General features: G+C 60.1%; 23 protein-coding genes. 19 read left to right on the top strand and 4 right to left on the bottom strand.

Features of this window, described 5'->3' with window-relative positions; translation table 11 throughout:
* The first annotated feature begins 108 nt into the window (after positions 1-108).
* From phnC to VRY85_RS02815, 16 genes are all read left to right on the top strand, one after another.
* On the top strand, positions 109-945 hold the full coding sequence (phnC, locus tag VRY85_RS02890) for a phosphonate ABC transporter ATP-binding protein (protein WP_414597098.1): 837 nt from the start codon (positions 109-111) through the stop codon (positions 943-945).
* A gap of 78 nt (positions 946-1,023) precedes the next feature.
* Complete coding sequence (gene phnD, locus VRY85_RS02885; protein WP_414597097.1) at positions 1,024-2,028, top strand: phosphonate ABC transporter substrate-binding protein; 1,005 nt, start codon at positions 1,024-1,026, stop codon at positions 2,026-2,028.
* A gap of 96 nt (positions 2,029-2,124) precedes the next feature.
* Positions 2,125-2,916 carry a phosphonate ABC transporter, permease protein PhnE gene (phnE, locus tag VRY85_RS02880; RefSeq protein ID WP_414597096.1) on the top strand — a complete coding sequence of 264 codons (792 nt, stop codon included), beginning with the start codon at positions 2,125-2,127 and terminating at the stop codon, positions 2,914-2,916.
* 57 nt (positions 2,917-2,973) lie between these two features.
* On the top strand, positions 2,974-3,684 hold the full coding sequence (gene phnF / locus VRY85_RS02875; RefSeq protein ID WP_414597095.1) for a phosphonate metabolism transcriptional regulator PhnF: 711 nt from the start codon (positions 2,974-2,976) through the stop codon (positions 3,682-3,684).
* Positions 3,674-4,147 carry a phosphonate C-P lyase system protein PhnG gene (gene phnG, locus VRY85_RS02870; RefSeq protein ID WP_414597094.1) on the top strand — a complete coding sequence of 158 codons (474 nt, stop codon included), beginning with the start codon at positions 3,674-3,676 and terminating at the stop codon, positions 4,145-4,147. The genes phnF and phnG overlap by 11 nt, the downstream gene beginning before the upstream one ends.
* The gene (gene phnH, locus VRY85_RS02865; RefSeq protein ID WP_414597093.1) at positions 4,144-4,743 is read left to right on the top strand and encodes a phosphonate C-P lyase system protein PhnH; all 600 of its coding nucleotides are present in this window, start codon (positions 4,144-4,146) and stop codon (positions 4,741-4,743) included. The genes phnG and phnH overlap by 4 nt, the downstream gene beginning before the upstream one ends.
* Entirely contained in the window at positions 4,744-5,901 is a 1,158-nt protein-coding gene (locus VRY85_RS02860; RefSeq protein ID WP_414597092.1) for a carbon-phosphorus lyase complex subunit PhnI, read from the top strand.
* On the top strand, positions 5,898-6,770 hold the full coding sequence (locus VRY85_RS02855) for an alpha-D-ribose 1-methylphosphonate 5-phosphate C-P-lyase PhnJ (RefSeq protein WP_414597091.1): 873 nt from the start codon (positions 5,898-5,900) through the stop codon (positions 6,768-6,770). Before VRY85_RS02860 ends, VRY85_RS02855 begins: the two co-directional genes overlap by 4 nt.
* A complete protein-coding gene (phnK, locus tag VRY85_RS02850; protein WP_414597090.1) occupies positions 6,767-7,537 on the top strand; it encodes a phosphonate C-P lyase system protein PhnK in 771 nt (256 codons plus the stop codon). Before VRY85_RS02855 ends, phnK begins: the two co-directional genes overlap by 4 nt.
* 9 nt (positions 7,538-7,546) lie before the next feature.
* Entirely contained in the window at positions 7,547-8,251 is a 705-nt protein-coding gene (phnL, locus tag VRY85_RS02845) for a phosphonate C-P lyase system protein PhnL (RefSeq protein ID WP_414597089.1), read from the top strand.
* Positions 8,241-9,386 (top strand): alpha-D-ribose 1-methylphosphonate 5-triphosphate diphosphatase, encoded by a 1,146-nt coding sequence (locus VRY85_RS02840; protein WP_414597088.1) that lies wholly within the window; start codon positions 8,241-8,243, stop codon positions 9,384-9,386. The genes phnL and VRY85_RS02840 overlap by 11 nt, the downstream gene beginning before the upstream one ends.
* On the top strand, positions 9,386-10,006 hold the full coding sequence (gene phnN / locus VRY85_RS02835) for a phosphonate metabolism protein/1,5-bisphosphokinase (PRPP-forming) PhnN (protein ID WP_414597087.1): 621 nt from the start codon (positions 9,386-9,388) through the stop codon (positions 10,004-10,006). Before VRY85_RS02840 ends, phnN begins: the two co-directional genes overlap by 1 nt.
* On the top strand, positions 9,978-10,733 hold the full coding sequence (gene phnP / locus VRY85_RS02830) for a phosphonate metabolism protein PhnP (RefSeq protein WP_414597086.1): 756 nt from the start codon (positions 9,978-9,980) through the stop codon (positions 10,731-10,733). Before phnN ends, phnP begins: the two co-directional genes overlap by 29 nt.
* 197 nt (positions 10,734-10,930) lie before the next feature.
* Positions 10,931-11,242 (top strand): helix-turn-helix domain-containing protein, encoded by a 312-nt coding sequence (locus VRY85_RS02825; RefSeq protein ID WP_414597085.1) that lies wholly within the window; start codon positions 10,931-10,933, stop codon positions 11,240-11,242.
* Positions 11,239-12,543, top strand: coding sequence for a type II toxin-antitoxin system HipA family toxin (locus VRY85_RS02820; protein WP_414597084.1), 1,305 nt, complete (start codon positions 11,239-11,241; stop codon positions 12,541-12,543). Before VRY85_RS02825 ends, VRY85_RS02820 begins: the two co-directional genes overlap by 4 nt.
* A gap of 57 nt (positions 12,544-12,600) precedes the next feature.
* Positions 12,601-13,068 (top strand): RidA family protein, encoded by a 468-nt coding sequence (locus tag VRY85_RS02815; RefSeq protein ID WP_414597083.1) that lies wholly within the window; start codon positions 12,601-12,603, stop codon positions 13,066-13,068.
* Between the two features lie 71 nt (positions 13,069-13,139).
* Here VRY85_RS02815 and VRY85_RS02810 read toward each other — a convergent pair whose 3' ends face one another.
* The 4 genes from VRY85_RS02810 to moaA form a co-directional block, all read right to left on the bottom strand.
* Positions 13,140-13,751: a superoxide dismutase gene (locus VRY85_RS02810; protein WP_414597082.1), complete on the bottom strand. Its 612-nt coding sequence runs from the start codon at positions 13,749-13,751 to the stop codon at positions 13,140-13,142.
* Between the two features lie 109 nt (positions 13,752-13,860).
* A complete protein-coding gene (locus VRY85_RS02805) occupies positions 13,861-15,261 on the bottom strand; it encodes a 3-deoxy-D-arabino-heptulosonate 7-phosphate synthase (protein WP_414597081.1) in 1,401 nt (466 codons plus the stop codon).
* A gap of 58 nt (positions 15,262-15,319) precedes the next feature.
* Positions 15,320-15,847, bottom strand: coding sequence for a molybdopterin-guanine dinucleotide biosynthesis protein B (gene mobB / locus VRY85_RS02800; protein WP_414597080.1), 528 nt, complete (start codon positions 15,845-15,847; stop codon positions 15,320-15,322).
* Positions 15,848-15,856: 9 nt separating this feature from the next.
* A complete protein-coding gene (gene moaA / locus VRY85_RS02795) occupies positions 15,857-16,900 on the bottom strand; it encodes a GTP 3',8-cyclase MoaA (RefSeq protein WP_414597079.1) in 1,044 nt (347 codons plus the stop codon).
* Positions 16,901-17,022: 122 nt separating this feature from the next.
* On the opposite strand from moaA, the gene VRY85_RS02790 reads away from it, so the two are divergent.
* The 3 genes from VRY85_RS02790 to glp are packed head-to-tail and all read left to right on the top strand — an operon-like array spanning position 17,023 to position 19,734.
* A complete protein-coding gene (locus VRY85_RS02790) occupies positions 17,023-17,334 on the top strand; it encodes a MoaD/ThiS family protein (RefSeq protein ID WP_414597078.1) in 312 nt (103 codons plus the stop codon).
* A 4-nt stretch (positions 17,335-17,338) separates the two neighbouring features.
* A complete protein-coding gene (gene mobA, locus VRY85_RS02785) occupies positions 17,339-18,445 on the top strand; it encodes a molybdenum cofactor guanylyltransferase MobA (RefSeq protein ID WP_414597077.1) in 1,107 nt (368 codons plus the stop codon).
* A gap of 59 nt (positions 18,446-18,504) precedes the next feature.
* Positions 18,505-19,734, top strand: coding sequence for a gephyrin-like molybdotransferase Glp (gene glp / locus VRY85_RS02780; RefSeq protein ID WP_414597076.1), 1,230 nt, complete (start codon positions 18,505-18,507; stop codon positions 19,732-19,734).
* Positions 19,735-19,739 lie beyond the last annotated feature (5 nt).

Genomic DNA, 19,739 nt, shown 5'->3' with positions numbered 1-19,739 from the left:
TTTGTTCCATTCATAAAAACGTCACAATCAATTAACGGAATGGTCATGCTGGGTTTCTAACATTCTGCGTGTCAGGCGAAAGTTCGCCGGTTTTTGGAAGACACGCACATGAAATCCGCGATACGTGTTGAAGGCTTGAGCAAGAGCTTTGGCGGCAAGCAAGTGTTGTTTGACCTCGGGCTGGATATTCAGCCGGGTGAGATGGTGGCACTGATTGGCGCCTCAGGTTCAGGTAAATCCACCCTAATGCGTCATCTGTCCGGCCTGGCTTGCGGTGACCGCAAAGCGGCGGGCTATATCCAGGTGTTGGGCCGCGATGTGCAAGCCGCGGGCCGCTTGAGCAAGCAGGTGCGCGGTGCGCGCACCGATATTGGCTACATCTTCCAGCAGTTCAATTTGGTGGGCCGCCTCAGTGTGCTCACCAATGTTTTGATCGGCAGATTAGGGCGCATGCCGCAGTGGCGCGGTTCCCTGGGCCTGTTTAATGCGCAGGAAAAAGAACTGGCCATGGCGTCGCTGGAGCGCGTCGGGCTGGCGGGGTTAGCGCATCAGCGGGCTTCCACTTTATCGGGCGGGCAGCAGCAGCGGGTGGCGATTGCTCGTGCCCTGACCCAAGAAGCCGAAGTCATTTTGGCCGATGAGCCAATTGCGTCGCTGGACCCGGAATCCGCTCGCAAGGTCATGGACACCTTGGCCGATATCAACGAAACCGACGGGAAAACCGTGGTTGTCACCTTACATCAAGTGGATTACGCCACGCGCTATTGCCGCCGTGTAGTGGCGCTGAAGTCGGGCCGTATCCACTTCGATGGCTCTGTGCAAGCGCTGAGCGGCAGTTTTCTCAATGACCTGTACGACGGCGACCTCGACGGTTCTCTGTTGTTCCCCGAATCAGGCCGCCGGCAGCCGCTGGGTTTGGCCCCTGTTTCCTTAGCAGCCGCCTGAACCGTGCGAAGCGGGGCGGGCTTCCCTTTACATCAAGTTGTCTAGACAAGTGGGTCTTCGACCACCAGGAGTATGGAAATGATTAAAAGCATGCGCAAGCTGATTTTGAGCACCGCAGTCGCCGGCCTGGCGTGGGCGGGCGCCGCTCAGGCGCAGGATCTGAAAGAGCTGAACTTCGGCATTATCTCGACTGAATCGTCGCAGAACCTGAAAGCTCAATGGGACCCGTTTCTGGACGCAATGAGCCAGAAGACGGGCATGAAGATCAATGCGTTCTTCGCACCGGATTACGCAGGCATTGTGCAGGGCATGCGTTTCGACAAAGTGGATTTGGCCTGGTATGGAAATAAATCCGCCATGGAAGCAGTGGATCGCGCAGGCGGAGAGGTCTTCATGCAGACCGTGGCGGCCGATGGCAGCCCCGGCTACTGGAGCTTGCTGATTGCCCATAAAGACAGCCCCATCAACTCGGTGGAGGACATGTTGCAGAACGCCAAGGATCTGACCTTTGGCAATGGCGACCCCAATTCCACGTCGGGCTTTTTGGTGCCCGGCTACTACGTGTTTGCGCAGAACAAGGTCGAGCCGCGCGACATTTTCAAGCGCACGTTGAACGCCAGCCATGAGGTCAATGCGTTGAGCGTAGCGAACAAGCAGGTGGATGTTGCCACCTTCAATACAGAAGGCCTGGAGCGTCTGGAAATCACCAACCCTGACAAGGCAAAAGAACTCAAAATCATTTGGAAGTCGCCCCTGATTCCGGCCGACCCCATTGTGTGGCGTGCCAACCTGCCGGAAAGCACTAAGCAAAAAATCCACGCTTTCTTCACTGAATACGGCGATACCCCAGAAGAGCTGGCTGTTTTGAACGGCCTGCAATGGGGCAAATTCCGCGAGTCTGATAACGACCAGCTACTGCCCATTCGTCAGTTGGAACTGTTCAAGACGCGTAGCCAGGTGCAGGCCGATACCACGTTAAGCGACAGCGAACGGACGAAAAAGCTGGCGGGTATTGATGCTGACCTCGCTAAGTTGGAAGCACGCATGGCCGAGCTGGAAAAGAAGGTGGCCAGCGCGCAATAAGGCGTAGGCCGCTATTCCCCTTGGGGCTGATCTGTGGCTCGCATGTAGCAGGCAAGCCCCAAGGAGCGCGAATCCTTTTTAAAACGGTTCCAAGCAATGACGACAACTGTATCCGGCCATTCGGCCTTTCCAGCGCCCAGGCGTTCTTCTTTTGCGTGGCTAGGTTGGGGGACGCTAGCCCTGATTCTGGCCTGGTCGTGGGAAGGCGCTGAGATGAATCCGGCGGTGTTATGGCGCGACGCCGACAACATGCGTGCCTTCCTGGCGGACTTTTTCCCGCCTGACTTCCGGCACTGGCGCCTGTATATGAGTGAGATGTTGGTCACCGTGCAGATTGCGGTGTGGGGTACGGCCTTGGCCATTGTCTGTTCCATTCCGCTGGGCATTCTGTCCTCGGAAAACCTTGTGCCGTGGTGGGTGTGTCAGCCAGTGCGCAGACTGATGGATGCGTTCCGCTCCATCAATGAAATGGTGTTCGCCATGTTGTTCGTGGTGGCGGTGGGCCTTGGCCCATTTGCAGGCGTGTTGGCCCTGTTTGTCGGCACCACCGGCGTTCTGGCCAAACTGTTTGCTGAAGCCGTCGAGGCGATTGATCCAGGCCAAGTGGAAGGTGTGCGGGCCACGGGTTCCAGCAGCCTGCAAGAAGTCATCTATGGCGTGATTCCCCAGGTTCTGCCTTTGTGGATTTCCTATGCGCTGTACCGATTTGAATCCAATGTGCGTTCCGCCACCGTGGTGGGCATGGTGGGGGCGGGCGGCATCGGCGTCACGCTTTGGGAAGCCATTCGCGGCTTCCAGATGGCGCAGACCACGGCCATTCTCATCATCATTGTGGCCGTTAGTTGTATCGACATTGTGTCTCAACGCCTGCGCAAGCGCTTCATTTAGTTATCACATACACAGGGCGGTGGCGTGTACGCGTTACCAAATTCTTTTTGCATGAACATGTCTAGACAACCGCGTTACCAGCAAGTCGCACAAGCGCTGCGTGAGAGGCTGAGCGACTACCAGGCAGGCGATTACCTGCCATCCGAAGCCGTGCTGGCGGAAAGCTTTGCGGTGAACCGCCACACGCTGCGCCGGGCGGTGGATGAATTGATTGCGGAGGGGCGGGTGTTGCGCCGCAAAGGGCGGGGCACGTGTGTGCTGCCGCAACCCATTGTGTATCCACTGCATGCATCCAGCGCCTATAGCAGCACCTTGGGTGAAATGGGCTTTCATTCGCGTGCCGTGTTGCTGGCCAAGCGCGAGCGCCCGGCCCAGCCGGACGAAGCCCGGGATTTGCACCTGAAGGACGAAGAACCGGTGCTGGAGTTCGAAACCCTGCGCTATCTGGAAGAGCAGCCCATTAGCGTTATCAAACACTGCTTTGCTAGCCGGAATCATGCTCTTGTGCAGTCGTACACCGGCGGCTCAATGCGTGAACATCTGGCACAGCAGGGTGTACCGCTGAAGCGCATGGCCACGTTGATTGGTGCGCGTTCCCCTTCGTCGCGCACTGCCTTGCAACTCATGATGCCGCGCCACACGCCGGTGCTCAGCATCAGAACGCTTTCTAGCGGCCCGGATGGCGCGCCGTTCGAGATATCGCGCTCGCTAACGCGTGCCGACCGCTTCAAATACCACGTTATTTCTGGAGAACATCATGACGAATAGCGTTTCCTCCGGGCGCGCTGTCGATGCTGCACAGCGACAGCGTCAGCAATGGATGAAAGTGCTGGCCGGGGCCGGCCCACGGCTTTCCGATTACAGCGAGGCCTTACGCCAGGGTGAGCACCGCTTCATACGTCCGGCCGAAATCGGCATGGTCATGGTGCGTGGCCGCATGGGCGCCAGCGGGGCCCCGTTCAACTTGGGCGAAATGACAGTCACGCGCTGCGTGGTGCAGCTGGCGGATGGCCGTCACGGCTACAGCTATGTCGCAGGCCGCAGCAAACAGCAGGCTGAGTTGGCGGCCCTGGCCGACGCCCACCTGCAAGGCGACAACCATGCGCATTGGATGGCCCGTTTGATTGAACCGCTGCAACGCGAACAGCACGCTCAGCGTGCTGCCAAGGAGGCGCAAAGCGCCGCCAGCCAAGTGGAGTTTGTGACCATGGTGAGAGGAGAAAGCGAATGAGTCAGGCATCTCTATTGCAGCCGGGATTTGCAGAGCCGGTACACGCCGCCCAACAGGTGTTTCGCCGCGCTTTGACGGCGCTTTCGGAGCCGGGCCGGGTTCAGAGCGTCGCGGATGCACCCGCTTTGGACACTCTGGCGCCTGCCACCTATGTCCTGTGCCTGTGCTTGCTGGATAGCGATACCCCCGTGTGGCTGAGCCCGGCGTTGGACACTGCAGCACTACGCGCCAACTTGGCCTTTCACTGCGGCTGCCCGATTGTGGCGCAGCCCGAGCAAGCGGCTTTCGCGCTGCTCACGGCAGCGGAGTCCGCGCAGTTGCCCGCCTTTGACCCTGGCACCGATCGCGACCCGGATCTTTCCTGCACCTTGCTGATTCAGTTGGAATCACTGGCGGGCGGCCCGCCCTCCAGCTGGCAGGGGCCGGGCATTCTGGATAAGCGGCCCATGAACCTGCCTTTGCCGGATGCCTTCTGGGCGCAGCGTTCGGCCCATGGCTTTCCCAAGGGCCTGGATTGTTTTCTGACGGCGGGCGATGCCTTTGTGGGCCTGCCCCGCAGCACGCGCGTCACACGCATGATGCAAGAGGTGATCTGAATGTATGTTGCCGTGAAAGGAGGCGAGCTGGCGATTGATAACGCCCACGCCTTATTGGCCCGCAAACGGCGGGGCGATGCCGCCGTGCCGGAATTGTCGGTTGAACAGATTCGTCAGCAAATGCCGCTGGCCGTGGCCCGGGTGATGTGCGAGGGCTCGCTGTTCGATGAAGAGTTGGCCGCCTTGGCCATCAAACAATCGGCGGGCGACTTGTTGGAAGCCATTTTCCTGCTGCGCGCTTACCGCACAACCTTGCCACGCTTTATGGCCAGTGTGCCGCTGCAAACCGACACCATGCACGTGGAGCGCCGCATTTCCGCCATCTTCAAAGATCTGCCTGGCGGCCAGCGCCTGGGGCCGACTTTCGACTACACCCACCGGCTGCTGGACTTCAGCCTGCTGGCCGAAGGCAGTGAGCTACCGGACATTGAGTGGGCCGATATCGAGCGGGCGGACGGTTCCGCTGCCGTAAGGGAAACGCCTGCTGCAGCATCGGCAGAGAGCGCCTCCCCCCAGCCTTGCCTCCATGTCTCCGCCATGTTGGCGCGCGAAGGTTTGCTGCAGGTGGACCAAGACAGCCAGGAAAGCGTGCCGGATATCACCCGCGAACCCATGGATTTTCCTTCTACACGCGCCCAACGGCTACAAGCGTTGGCCCGTGGCGACGAAGGCTTTCTATTGGCGTTGGGCTATTCCACCCAGCGCGGCTATGGGCGCAACCACCCGTTTGCGGGCGAAATCCGCATTGGCGATGTCGAGGTATGGGTTGAACCTGAAGAACTGGGCTTCCCCATTCCCTTGGGGGAGATCGAAATCACGGAATGCGAAATGATTAACCAGTTCGTGGGCAGCAAGTCGCAGCCGCCGCAATTCACACGCGGCTACGGCCTGGCGTTTGGCCACGCTGAGCGCAAGGCCATGGGTATGGCTCTGGTTGACCGCGCTCTGCGGGCCGAGGAATACCAGGAGGAAGTCACGTCGCCCGCCCAGCAAGAAGAATTTGTGCTGATGCACTGCGACAACGTGGAAGCAGCGGGCTTTGTGTCCCACCTGAAGTTGCCGCATTACGTCGATTTTCAGTCGGAACTGGATCTGATACGCAAGATGCGCCGGGCAGAGTCCGACACGAGCGAGATCAAAACGGAGGCTGTTCTATGAGCGCCCAATTGGAAAACGGCTCGCTTGAGGCGGGCTACAACTTCGCTTACCTGGACGAGCAGACCAAACGCAGCCTGCGCCGCGGCTTGCTGAAAGCCGTGGCGATTCCCGGGTTTCAAGTGCCATTCGGCGGGCGGGAAATGCCTTTGCCTTACGGCTGGGGTACGGGCGGCATGCAAGTCACTGCTGCGGTGCTGGGGCGCGACGATGTGTTGAAAGTGATTGACCAGGGGGCTGATGACACCACCAATGCCGTGTCGATACGACGTTTCTTCCAGCGTACGGCAGGCGTGCAAACCACCTTGCGTACCGACGAAGCCACCGTCATCCAGACCCGCCACCGCATCCCTGAGACGCCGCTGCGCAGCGGCCAGATCATGGTCTACCAAGTGCCGATTCCCGAGCCCCTGCGTTTCATTGAGCCTTCCGATTCCGAAACCCGGGCCATGCACGCATTGAACGACTACGGCGTCATGCATGTGAAGCTGTATGAGGATATCGCCACTTATGGCCATATCGCCACCACCTACGCCTACCCGGTACTGGTGAACCAGCGCTATGTGATGGACCCTTCACCTATCCCGAAGTTCGACAACCCCAAGCTGAATATGAGCCCGGCGCTGATGCTGTTCGGCGCGGGGCGCGAAAAGCGTCTGTACGCGCTGCCGCCCTACACCCAGGTGGCCAGCCTGGATTTTGAAGACCACCCCTTTGAGCTACCGCGTTGGGATCAAAGCTGCGCCTTCTGCGGCAGTGCGGATTCCTACTTGGATGAATTGATTGTGGATGACGCAGGCACACGGCAATTCGTGTGCTCCGACACCGATTACTGCAGCCAACGCAGCGCACAGCAGGAGGCCACAGCATGAACCCGCTCTTAACCGTACGCGACCTGACTTTGCTCTACGGCCCGGAAAAAGGCTGCCAGGGCGTGAATTTTGATTTGTACCCGGGGGAAGTCCTCGGCATTGTGGGCGAATCCGGTTCGGGCAAATCCACACTATTGAGTGTGCTGTCCGGGCGCAACACGCCGGACGTAGGGCAGGTCACCTACCACTGCACGGATCACGGCGCGCTCGATCTTTACCAAGCAAGTGAAGCCCAGCGCCGCAGCCTGTTGCGCACGGAATGGGGTTTTGTCGAGCAGAACCCGCGTGACGGCCTGCGCATGAATGTGTCGGCGGGGGCCAACATCGGTGAACGCTTGATGGCCCAAGGCGTGCGCCATTACGGCCAACTGCGTCAGGCGGGCTTGCAGTGGCTCAAGCAGGTGGAAATCGACCCCGCCCGTATCGACGACCTGCCGCGCACGTTTTCAGGCGGCATGCAGCAGCGGCTGCAAATCGCCCGAAACCTGGTCTCAAGCCCCCGGCTGATTTTCATGGATGAGCCCACCGGAGGCCTGGATGTATCGGTTCAGGCGCAACTGCTGGATTTGCTACGCGGCCTAGTGCGCGAACTGCAACTGGCGGTGATTATCGTCACCCACGACTTGGCCGTGGCCCGCCTGCTGGCCGACCGCCTGATGGTGATGCGCCGTTCACGCGTGGTGGAAGCCGGGCTGACGGATCAGATTCTCGACGACCCTCAGCATGCTTACAGCCAGTTGCTGGTGTCCTCCGTCCTGCAGCCTTGAGGAAGAAAAATGGAAACTGTTATTGAAGTCAAAGGCTTGTCAAAAACGTTCACCCTGCATCAGCAACACGGCGTGGTTCTGAATGTGCTGGACGGGCTGGATTTTTCTGTGCTGGCAGGTGAATGCCTGATCTTGCATGGCAGCTCCGGCGCCGGGAAATCCACACTGCTGCGCACCCTGTATGGCAACTACCTGCCTGTTGCGGGCAGCATTCGCGTGCTGCACAACGGGCAGATGGTGGAAGTGGTGGGTGCTGAGCCGCGCCAGACACTGGCCTTGCGGCGCACCACCATAGGCTATGTCAGCCAGTTTCTGCGTGTCATTCCGCGCGTCAGTTGCCTGAACGTGGTGATGGAGCCCGCTCTGGCGCGTGGCATTGCGCCCAGCCTGGCCCGCCAGCGCGCCGGCGATTTGTTGCAACGCCTGAGTATTCCCGAGCGCCTGTGGTCGTTGGCGCCCGGCACGTTTTCGGGTGGTGAACAGCAAAGGGTGAACATCGCCCGCAGCTTTATGGTGCATTGGCCCGTGTTGTTGCTGGACGAGCCCACCGCATCGCTGGACGAAGCCAACCGGGATGTCGTGATCGGGCTGATTAAAGAAGCCCGCGAAGCCGGTTCTGCGCTAATCGCCATTTCTCACGATACCGCTACGCGCAATGCGATTGCAGATCGTTATTTAGACATGACTCCCAAGGAAGTAGCCCATGCCTGCTGAGCAAATATTGACCAATGCGCGGGTGGTGACCGCCGACGAGGTGTTCCTCGGGACGGTCGCGGTTCGCAATGGCCTGATTCATGATGTGAGCGAAGGCGTCAGCCAACTGCCCCAGGCGCAGGACTTAGAAGGGGATTACCTGCTGCCGGGCTTGATTGAGCTGCATACTGACAACTTAGAAAAATACATGAACCCGCGCCCCGGCGTGGACTGGCCGCCGGCATCTGCCGTGCTGGCGCATGATGCGCAGATCGTGGCGGCGGGCATTACCACCGTGTTCGATGCGCTGGCCATTGGTGATGTGAACCCCAAAGGGGAACGTATGCGGCAATTGCCGATTATGCAGAGTGCGATTGCGGAGGCCGAACAGCGCGGCCACACCCGCGCCGAGCACCGTTTGCACCTGCGTTGTGAACTCAGCCACGAACAGACGCTGGAGGTGTTTAACGAACTGGTAGAAAGCCCGCTGGTGCAGATGGTGTCGGTGATGGACCATTCCCCCGGCCAGCGGCAGTTCGCCAAAATGGAAAAATATCGCGAATACTATCAGGGAAAATATCACCTGAGCGATGCCGAGATGGAAGTCTTCATCGAAACGCAGATTGCCAATTCGCGCCGCTACAGCGACGACTACCGCCGCGCCATTGCGGTGGAATGCCGCCAGCGCTCGTTGGCGATTGCCAGCCACGATGATGCCACCGTTGAGCATGCTCAGGAATCGGCTGACTACGGCATGAGCATTGCCGAATTCCCCACCACGGTGGAAGCGGCAACCGTCAGCCATCAGTTGGGCCTGAAAGTGCTTATGGGGGCGCCCAACATCGTGCGGGGCGGCTCCCATTCCGGCAACGTCGCTGCGGCGGATCTCGCCGATCGGGGCGTGCTGGATATTCTTTCCAGCGATTACTACCCCAGCAGCTTGTTGCAGGCAGCCCGCCTTCTGGCAGACAACAATGAGGGTTACGACCTGCCGCGTGCCATGCGTACTATCAGCCTGGCGCCTGCGCGGGCTGTGGGCCTGAATGATCGCGGTGAAATCCGCAATGGCCTGCGTGCCGACTTGGTACGCGCAAAGTCGCACGATAAGCAGTTTGTCGTCCACCATGTGTGGCGTAGCGGGCGGCGGGTATTCTGATGACAGGCCGCCTGATCTACCTGATGGGGCCATCCGGGGCGGGCAAAGACACGGTGCTGCAAGGTGTGGCCCGCCTGTTAGGAGAAAAGGCGTATTTAGCGCCTAGGTTGGTGACCCGCCCCCCCACTCATACCGAACGTAGTGCGCTAGCGGTATCGGAATCGGAATTTCTGCGACTCGAACGCAACGGCGCCTTGGCTCTGGCTTGGCGGGCCAACGGCCTGGCCTACGGCGTGCGTGCGGACATTAACCTCAGGCTGGCGGTGGGATGCGATGTGCTGGTGAATGGTTCGCGCGCATACCTGCCGGAAGCCCGTGAACGTTACCCTGCCATGGTGCCGGTGCTGTTGACGGTCGATCAGGAGACGCTGCGCCAGCGGCTACTGGCGCGTGGCCGCGAAAGCCCGGAACAGATTCATGAGCGCATGACCCGCAACCTGTTCTACGAAAAGCTGGAAAATCTGGAAGCAGCGGGCCGCCCGCTGGTGATTGATAATTCGGGCCCGGTGGAGCAGGCTATCCTCACGCTTTACCGCTACCTGACCTCCACTCCCGTTTCCTCTCCCACTCCCACAGAAACACAAGCTCCATATGTTGCTGACTCTCTTAGGTACGGGTAACGCCCGGCAGGTTCCGGTTTATCACTGCGAATGCCCGGCCTGCCTGCGCGCCCGCAGCCACGCGCAGTACCGGCGCGGGCAGTGTTCCGCGCTGCTCGAATGGGAAGGCGGGCGCTGGTTGATTGACGCGGGCCTGACCGACCTGACAGACCGGTTTCCACCCGGCAGCCTGAACGGCATATTGCAGACCCACTACCACGCGGATCACGCCCAGGGCTTGTTGCACCTGCGCTGGGGGGTAAACACCCGCATTCCCGTACTCGGCCCGCCCGACCCCGATGGCCTGGCTGATTTGTACCGCCACCCCGGCATACTGGATTTTTCCAGAACGCTGGTTCCCTTCCAGCCTGAAGACCTTGGCGGCTGTACTGTTACACCGGTGCCGTTGCAACATTCCCGCCTTACCTTTGGTTATGTTTTCGAGCGGGGCGGCAAACGTTGCGCCTACCTGACGGACACCGTCGGCCTGCCCGCCGACACAGCGGCATGGCTGCGCCGCGAACCGCTTGACCTGCTGGTGTTGGACTGCTCCTTCCCGCCTACCGAGACCGCTCCGCGTAACCATAACGACCTCACCCTAGCGTTGGAAACCGTGCAGTCCTTGCCCGTGCGCCGCACCGTGCTGACCCACATCGGCCATGAATTGGACGCCTGGCTGATGGAATATGAAAACGCCCTGCCGGACGGGGTGGAGGCGGGGCATGACGGACGGGTGGTGGAGGTGTGAGATTGGGGAGAATTTGGGAGGGTCGATGTGCGTCAACCCGATCAGAGGACTTTCGGAATCGATAGCAGTCGGCATAACAGCATGATAATGATAGTTATCATATTTGTATGATAGCAAATAATAGTTATCTTTTTATCCTTGGGCCATTGTATTTGGTGATACTATAAGTTATCTTTTTGTATAAGAAGATCATTAATATGAGCAATCTAATGGCTGATTTCGCTCGTGTTCGCCAAGCCCGTGGCATGACACAAGCTGAGCTTGCCGAAAGCTCGGGGCTGAGCCGCATGGCGGTGCAGAAGGCCGAATCCGGGGCCACGGACCCGCGCTTATCCACGTTGCAGGTGATGGCGCGTGCCATGGGTATGGAGCTTATGCTGGTTCCCAGCGCCTTGCGCCCGGATCTCGAACAGTTTGTTCAATCGGGCGGCCGGGTTTTGGCCCAGCAAACGGGTGTGGATGCGCCCGTATCCGTGGTTGAAGACATCCTCCGTCGAGATGGCTCATGAGCACTTTCATCCGCTACCTACGGATGTTCTTGCATGGCGTGGATGGCAGCAAACGCCCCATCGGCTATTTGTCTCAGTATGGGGATATTTTCCGTGTTTCCTTCGACCCTGAGTACATCAACGATGCACAGCGGCCAACGCTGTCGCTCAGCTATCGGGGCCGCGATGACGCTGCGACACGCGCGATTCTGACGGCTGAGCGCGATATCCGGCTGGTCAGGGCCGACGGCAGATGGCCGGGCTATTTCCAGAACCTTCTCCCCGAAGGGCATAACCGCGAACGGCTGGCGCGAGAACGGGGGTGTTCGACGGAAGACGAGTTCGAGCTGCTGGCGGCGGCAGGCCACGACCTGATGGGCGCTTTGGAAGTCGAGCCGGTACCGGTACGCGAAGGGGTGCCCGATTCCGTACGCCTGTGGCATACCGCGATGGGGCTGGATGTCCTGGAGCCAGGCTTTGTGGAATGGCCGGTAGAAGACGCCGCTTCCATCCCGGGCGTGGTGACCAAGTTTTCCGCTATCAAAGAAGGGCGGCGTTATACCGTGCGTCGCCAGGGTGTGGCGGGCTCCCATATCTTGAAGCTGCCGTCGATCCGGCACCCCGATCTGGTCGTGAATGAGTACGCCAGCTATCAGCTTGCCCGAGTGGCTGGGCTGGATTGCGCGGACGTCGAAATCATCCCTACGGAAGCGGCTGACCTTCCGGAACACATCCCCTTTGAGGAAGTGCTGGCCGTCCGGCGCTTTGATCGCCTACCGCAAGGGCGGCGGCTGCACATGGAAGAGTTTGCGCAAATCCTTGGCTATGAGCCCCGCCAGAAGTATGGCAAAGGAATTTTCGAAGATTATTCAGCCATGCTGCGGGTGATTGACCAGCTTTCCGCAGACCCCGCCCGAGATGTCCAGGAATTCATCCGGCGCTTTGTGGTGTTCATCCTGATGGGCAATACCGATGCGCACTTGAAGAACTGGGCCATGATCTACCCGGATGGCGTCCACCCGGTGTTGGCTCCGGTGTATGACCCCGTTTGCGTGACGGCGTTCTTCAGCACAGTGCCGCCTGCCGACTATGCGGTGAATCGCGCCATCGACGCCAGACTCAAGGCGTTTACTTGGGGCGACATGGCCACATTGTTGAAGCTCGCCCAAGTGCCGCGCGCCTCCCGTCTATTGCAATTGGCTCGGGCAACGGTGAAAACGGCTCAGGCCGAATGGCCCCACGTACTCGATATTGCGCCGCCTTCCATGCAGGCAGTGGTGCAAGATCGCTTAAACGGCGGGCTGGCGCTCACGCAGCAATGAACATTCCCTCCGCCGGCAAATCGGGATATGGTTGGGTTTTCACTTGCAGGAGCTTCCATGTCTGACACGATTTCCGGCCGCGTCGCGGCACTGGGGCATGTGCTGCCCGAACCTTCCGCCCCCGCCGCCAACTACGTGGCTTGGGTGCGCAGCGGTAATCAGGTTTTCATTTCCGGGCAAGTGCCCCTGAAAGACGGGCGTTGTGCCTATGTGGGCCGTTTGGGCGATGACGTGGATGTCGAAACCGGCCAGCAGGCAGCGCAGTTATGCGCCTTGAATATCCTGGCTCACTTGGCCGCTGCGGTCGACGACGACCTTTCTCGTGTGGTGCGCTGTGTGCGCTTGGGCGGTTTCGTGAACGCAGCACCTGGCTTTGGCGACCAGCCTGCCGTGATTAACGGTGCATCCAACCTTATGGTGGAAGTGCTGGGTGAAAAAGGCAAGCACAGCCGTGCTGCCGTGGGGGTGTCCTCGCTGCCGCGCAATGCAGCAGTCGAGGTAGACGCGATTTTTGAGGTGCAATAGCGCCAGAGGCAGTGCCCGCTCAGCCAAGGTTCATGCATGAGCGGGCCGTTGTTACCTGCACGTCGAACGCACTATTTCATGGCTTCCTGGTAGCGGCGTGCGACTTCCGCCCAGTTCACCACGTTGTAGAACGCCTCGATATATTCCGGGCGCCGGTTCTGGTACTTGAGATAGTAGGCGTGCTCCCACACGTCCAGCCCCAGAATAGGCGTGTTGCCTGTCATCAGGGGGCTGTCCTGGTTGCCGGTGCTTTCCACAACCAGTTTCTTTTCCGGGGTGACGCTCAACCAGGCCCAGCCGCTGCCAAAGCGAGATACTGCAGCCTTGGTAAAAGCCTCCTTGAATGCGTCGAAGCCCCCCAGTTCGGCGTCGATGGCGGCTGCCAGGTCGCCGTCGGGAGCGCCACCGCCCGTGGGTGACATCACTGTCCAGAACAGGCTGTGGTTGGCATGCCCGCCGCCGTTGTTACGGACGGCGCCGCGTATGCTCTCGGGCAGCTTGTCGAGATCTCGAACCAGTTCTTCTACCGGCGGGGTATCAAGGCCTGCCTCTTTCAGCGCAGCATTGACGTTGTTGATGTAGGTTTGGTGATGCTTGGTGTGGTGAACCTCCATGGTGCGCGCATCGATGTGCGGCTCCAGGGCATCGTAGGAATAAGGGAGTTCAGGCAGGGTGTAAGACATTCAGGCCTCCATCTGTATAAGGGAATTAAGAAGCAAGACAGGCTGCATATCGCATGCCCGGATTGGAAGATGAATGAGAACCATTTGCCTTTATCATAACAAAGGCGAATTACAGCTGATATGCACCTGCTAATAAATCGTCCGTATGCACCATTAGTTTGCGCGCTTCTTCCATGGCCAGCGTCTGGCAAAGCACACTGTTCCATTCAGGTTCCGATAACACCTGCTGCCACAGCGATTGCAGTGGTTGGAGATCTGGCGTGCTTCCTTTAGCCTGTGCGGCGGCAAACTCCAGGCTCTGTGGCGCTGACAGCAGCTTCATGCGGCTGGCTGCGCTGAGCAAGCGTGGGTGCGGTTCAGCGGGGGCGTCGCTGCAATACAGCACACTCCCGGCCAAGCGATCCGGCTGAGTGGGCAACTGGCTCAAGGAGGCGCCGCGCAAGGGGAAGCTGCCTTCTCGCGCTCTAAATATATAGACGTCCTCTGGGTCTGCTGCCGCTAGCAACTGCAGCCCGCGCAGCAGGCGGGGCAGGTCGCCGCCCACAGAGTCGGGCGAAGCTTTGGCTTCCAGCAGCAGGCACATATCGAAGGTGGGCGCCGCACTGTCGCTATCGGAAGCCTGTTTAAGTAAGACAACATCCCACTCGGTTTTTGCTCCATGATGCCCCGCAGACAGGCTGGCAGGCACATACATGGCAGTGACAACCCGATACGACGTGGAGCCGTCGCCTTTGCCGTCAAGTTGCTGGGCCAGGACTTCCAGCGCTTGTGCGGCCAATGTTTCTACGCCCATGCCGCGTTTGCGGCCTTCTGCGCCTTGCCGGGCCGCCGCCGCACTATTGGCGCTCGGGCCGAACTGTTCCCGCAGCGCCAGATACTGCTTCACCGCCCGGTCTTCACGCAGAATGTCTAAGCGTATCAAGCGCTGCAGGGCGGGCGCTTCCCGTATTTGTGTCAGCGTGTCGGCCATGTTGGAATCGTTGCGGGTGTCAGGCGCGGAAAGCGCCTCTTGCAACAGGGCCGGCAGGCGCGACCACTGTGCGGCGGCGCCGGCGTCGCCTAGTTGCGATAACGCGTCGTTTAGCGGGCCGGGCGGGTGCCGTTGAAGCTTCTCAGGGTGGGCAATGGCGTTAATTAAGCCTTGTACGCGGCGCTTGTCTTGTTGAAACTGACTGGATAACGCCGAAAATTCCCTAACGAGAGGTTCTTGGCGTTCAAGCACCATGGCCTGAAACACCGGGTCGCCAGAGTTCGCTTGCGCAGCTTCCTGAATCATTTCGGCCATGGCCTGAACAAAAGCCTGCGCGAATTCGTTGGGCGGGGTTGCACCCGCCGCCAAGGCTTGGCGGGCCTGTTCAAGAATGACGGCCAACTGAACAGAACAGCGGGTGCCGTCTGGCCGCGCCATCAAGGCCGCATCGCCCCCGTTCGCAAGCTCAGGCAGGCGATAACAGCGGGGGAGGCGCTGCAAAAACTGTTCGATTGAATAGCCCGGTTGCATGGTGAGCATGGTACAACACGCTCGGCCCGGCGCGGGAGCTCAGAATACGCCTCTTTTTCTCGGGCTTCTAGGCGCGAACGGGAAGCTGCAGGTACTGGCAAATAAACTGCGCCACCGCTTGCGGCTGATCGAGCGGCAGGCGGGGCAAGGGGGTGTCAAGCAACGCGTCTTCTGGCGCGGCCACTGCCACAAAGCCGCTATCCGGTTCAGTGTGCAGGGGTTCCGTGCCATTAGCAGGGCGGTAGACTTCCAGGCGGGCGATGGCTTCGTGCTTAAAGCCTTCCACCAGCGTTAAATCGGCGGGCGCCAAGCGAGCGACTTGTTCGGCCAAGGGCGGCTCGGGCCGGCCGCGCAGTTCGTGCACAATGGCGAAACGGTAAGGGGATGCGACCATGACTTCCTGTGCGCCCGCCTGGCGGAAGCGCGCACTGTCTTTGCGGGGCGGCTCCAGCTCCAGGTCGTGGTGGCTGTGTTTGATCACATTCACGCGCAGCCCCATCGCTGTAAACAGCGGCAGCATGGCTTCTATAAGCGTGGTTTTACCGCTGCCGGAACGGCCGGCAATGCCGAAAACACGGGGTTGTATTGCAGGCATGGCGGTGAATCAGCCGCCTGTTTTGGCCATGACCCGGATGACGCGTTCTGGGGCAGTGGTGAATTCGTGGCGTTCGGGCTTGGCGGCAATGCCGGCCAGAATCAGTTGGCGCAGTTCGTCGTCGGTTGCGCCTTTGCGCAAGGCGGTGCCTAAAGAGATTTGATTTTCCTGGCCCAGGCACAGGTAAAGCGTGCCATCCACACTAAGACGAACCCGGTTGCACGAGGCACAGAAATGCTGCGACATCGGGGTGATAAGCCCCAGGGCGGGGATGTTGTCGCGCGTGGCCCAATAGCGGGCGGGGCCGGGGCCACGGTGTTCCACGGTTGCCACCAGGCCGTAGCGTTCGCCCAGGCGGGCGCCCATTTCGTTGAGGTTTACGTGCTTGTACTGCCGCCCGCTATCGCCCATGGGCATGGTTTCGATCAGGCGCAGGATAAACCCTTTGGCCATGGTGAAATCCAGCAAACGGGCGATGTCTTCTTCGTTGCTTTGGCTGTGCACCACGCAGTTGATCTTGATGGAATCAAAGCCCACGCGGTGGGCGGTATCCAGGCCATCGAGCACGTCTTGCAAGCGGTCGCGGCGGGTGATTTCCTTGAAGGTGGCGGCGTCCAGGGTGTCGAGGCTGACATTCAGGCGGCGCACCCCCGCTTGCCGCAGTTCAGCGGCATGGCGAGCTAAACGGGTTCCGTTAGTGGAAATGGCCAAGTCGGTTACACCATCCAGCGCAGCGATTTTGGTGGCCAGTTCGCTAACGCCCCGGCGGGTAAGGGGTTCGCCCCCGGTGAGCCGGATTTTTGCCACGCCAAAACCAACGAACAGGCCGATGAGCCGGGCCATTTCGTCGTGGGTGAGCCAGTTGGCGGGCTCTTCAAAGCCTTTGAAATCTTCAGGAAGGCAGTACTGGCAGCGTAAATCGCAGCGGTCGGTGATGGAGACGCGCAGGTAATCGATACGGCGGTTGAAGCTGTCGATCAGCGCACGCGGCCGCGACGCCAAGGCATCGGCGGAAGAAGACGGATTGACGGGGCTTATGACCGACGCGGACATGCTGCAGCTTCCTGTAGATCAGATACTGATTTTCCCCAAGCGGCAGGCGCTGGGACTGGTATTCAATACTACACTACTTCGGTACGCTGGTGCAGGCTTAAATGCGTTGCTAACAGGCCGGGTTGATATACTGGTTGCAGCGCGTTGGCGCTTTGCCGGCGGCGCAACTTCTTCCTTTTGCACACATGATCACCATCACCTACTTTGGCTCCCTTAAATTGCTGCAGCCTTCCGGCAGCGAGCAACTGGAGTGGTCCGGTGGCACGACCGACGACCTGCTCAGTGCGCTGCGCGGGCGCGGCCCTGATTGGGACGAAGCGCTCAGCCCGGGCCGGGTTTTCAAACTGGCCCTCAACCAACAGCTTCTGCACGGCCCCGCGCCGCTGAGCGCGGGCGATGAAGTTGCCATCCTCCCGCCGGTTACCGGGGGCTGACACCATGTTCAGCGTTCGTATTCAGGCCGAACCCATCAACCTGGCCGCTGTTTCAGGCTCAGCGCAGGAAGGCGCGCCCCAGCGCGACGACTGCGGCGCTCAAGTACGCTTTGTCGGCACCGTGCGTAACGACGCTCGTAGCGCCCCTATTTCGCATTTAGTGCTGGAACATTTCCCTGGAGTGACGGAAGCTGAGATCGAACGCATTATTGGCCTGGCGCGGCAGCGCTGGAGCTTGCAAAAAGCTCAGGTTGTGCATCGGGTGGGCCGTATCGGGGTGGGCGAAGACATTGTGGTGGTGGACACCGCCAGTGCGCATCGCAAAGATGCGTTCGAGGCCAATGTTTTCATTATGGATTACCTCAAAACTCAGGCGCCGTTCTGGAAGCAGGAATGCTTTACCGATGGCAGTGAACTGTGGGTCGAGGCCAAAACCAGCGATCAACAGGCTGCGCAGCGCTGGTCGGTGGCGCAAGCGGGCGAAGGGGCGGAAGGCGCCTCCGCGCAGCCCGGCCAGGGTTGCACGCCCCGGCGTATCGGCGCCTTGATACTGGCTGGCGGCGAAGGCAGCCGCATGGGGTACCGCAACAAAGGCTTGCAGCCCTTCCGGGGCCGGCCGCTGGTGTCGAATGTGGCAAATGTTTTGCGGCCTCATGTGGCGTATATCGGGGTCAGCGCCAATAACGATGTGGCGCAGTACGAAGCGCTGGGCTTTCCCGTGTTTCAGGATGACCCCGCCTATGATCTGAAAGGGCCGCTGGCCGGCGTGGTCAGCGCCTTACCCCGCTTTCCGGCCTGGCTGGATGCTTTGCTGGTTGTGCCGTGCGATGTCCCGTTGCTGCCTGAAGATCTCGTGCCGCGCCTGGCTGAGGCACTGGCTGCCGATGAGGTCGCATGCGCCGTGGCGATGACGGAAGGCAGCAGCCACCATGGTATTTTCATGTGTCGCCCCGGCATGTTGCTCAGCCTGGTACCTCACCTGCGCGACATGAAGGATCTGCGCTTGCGTAGCTGGCTGCAGCGCAATCATTGTGTGCCCGTCCACTTTGAAAACACCAACGCTTTCGCCAACATCAACGATCTGCAAACCTTGCAAACGCTCGATTCCTGACAAGGCGCAAGCTAAACGGCTGCCCGATTCCTAGACCCAGTTGCTCTACCCCAATCAATATGTCCGAACTTCTCGATTACCACTTTGCCCTGAATTCGTTATTGGAAACTCACCAGCCGCTGGAAGGTGAAGAAGAGGTGGCGTTGGCCCGGTTGGGCGGGCGGGTGCTGGCGCGCGACATTCTGGTGCAGCACGATGTGCCCGCCTTCGACAACAGCGCCATGGATGGCTACGCCATCAGCGGTAACGAGTGCGACAGTTGGCAAGTGGTGCAGCGCATCGCCGCTGGCGACCAAGCTGAACTCGCCTTGCTGCCGGGGCAGGCCGCACGTATTTTCACCGGCGCGCCCATTCCTGCCGGCACGACCGCCGTGTTGATACAAGAAAACGTCACGCTAGACGCCGAGCGTAAGGTCATCACACACACCGTTTCAGCAGGCGAAGCCCCCAACGTTAAAGACGGCCAGAACATCCGCCGACAGGCCGAAGAACTGCGCCGGGGCGAGCCGCTGCTGGCGCGCGGCCAGCGCATTACGCCCGCCGCCATCGGCTTACTCTCCATACAAGGCTACGCCCATGCCCCGTGTGTGCCGCAGCCGCGCGTCACGGTGTTTTCCAGTGGCAATGAACTCGTGCCGCCGGGCCAGCCCCTGCCGCCGGGAAAAATCTACGACAGCAACCGGCAGATGCTTTCTGCCATGTTGCAGGCCGAAGGGTTTATCGTGATCGACGGCGGCATTCTGCCCGACAGCCTTGAACCGACCCGCCAGGCATTGGAAAAAGCGGCGGCTGAATCCGACGCCATTCTGTGTTCCGGGGGGGTGTCGGTGGGTGAAGAAGACCACCTCAAGAATGCGTTGCAGCAGGTGGGCGAACTTACCCAATGGCGTCTGGCCATTAAGCCGGGCAAGCCCATCACCTGGGGCCGTATCGGCGCCTGCCGGGTATTCATGCTGCCCGGCAACCCGGTATCGAGCCTGGTAACTTTCCGCCAACTGGCTTTGCCCGCTTTGCAGCGCATGGCCGGTGTGTCGGTTGAACAAGCGCGGCCCTGGAAGCTTATGGCGCGTGCTGGTTTCTCGCGCAGCAAAGTCGACTCACGGCGCGAGTTCCTGCGGGTCGTGCTGGAAAACAGCGCCGATGGTTTCCGCGTGAAGCCCATGGCCATGCAAGGCTCGAATATGCTGAGCGGCGCCGTGTTCGCCACCGCCCTGGCAGAAATCCCGCCCGGCACGAAAATCGAAGAAGGTATCGAACTGGCGGTCTACCCGCTGGCAGACCGTTTCTAAAAGGC

Source organism: Achromobacter sp. F4_2707 (assembly GCF_047501535.1).
Taxonomy (GTDB): Bacteria; Pseudomonadota; Gammaproteobacteria; order Burkholderiales; family Burkholderiaceae_B; genus Yanghanlia.
This window is presented reverse-complemented; position numbering and strand designations above follow the sequence as displayed.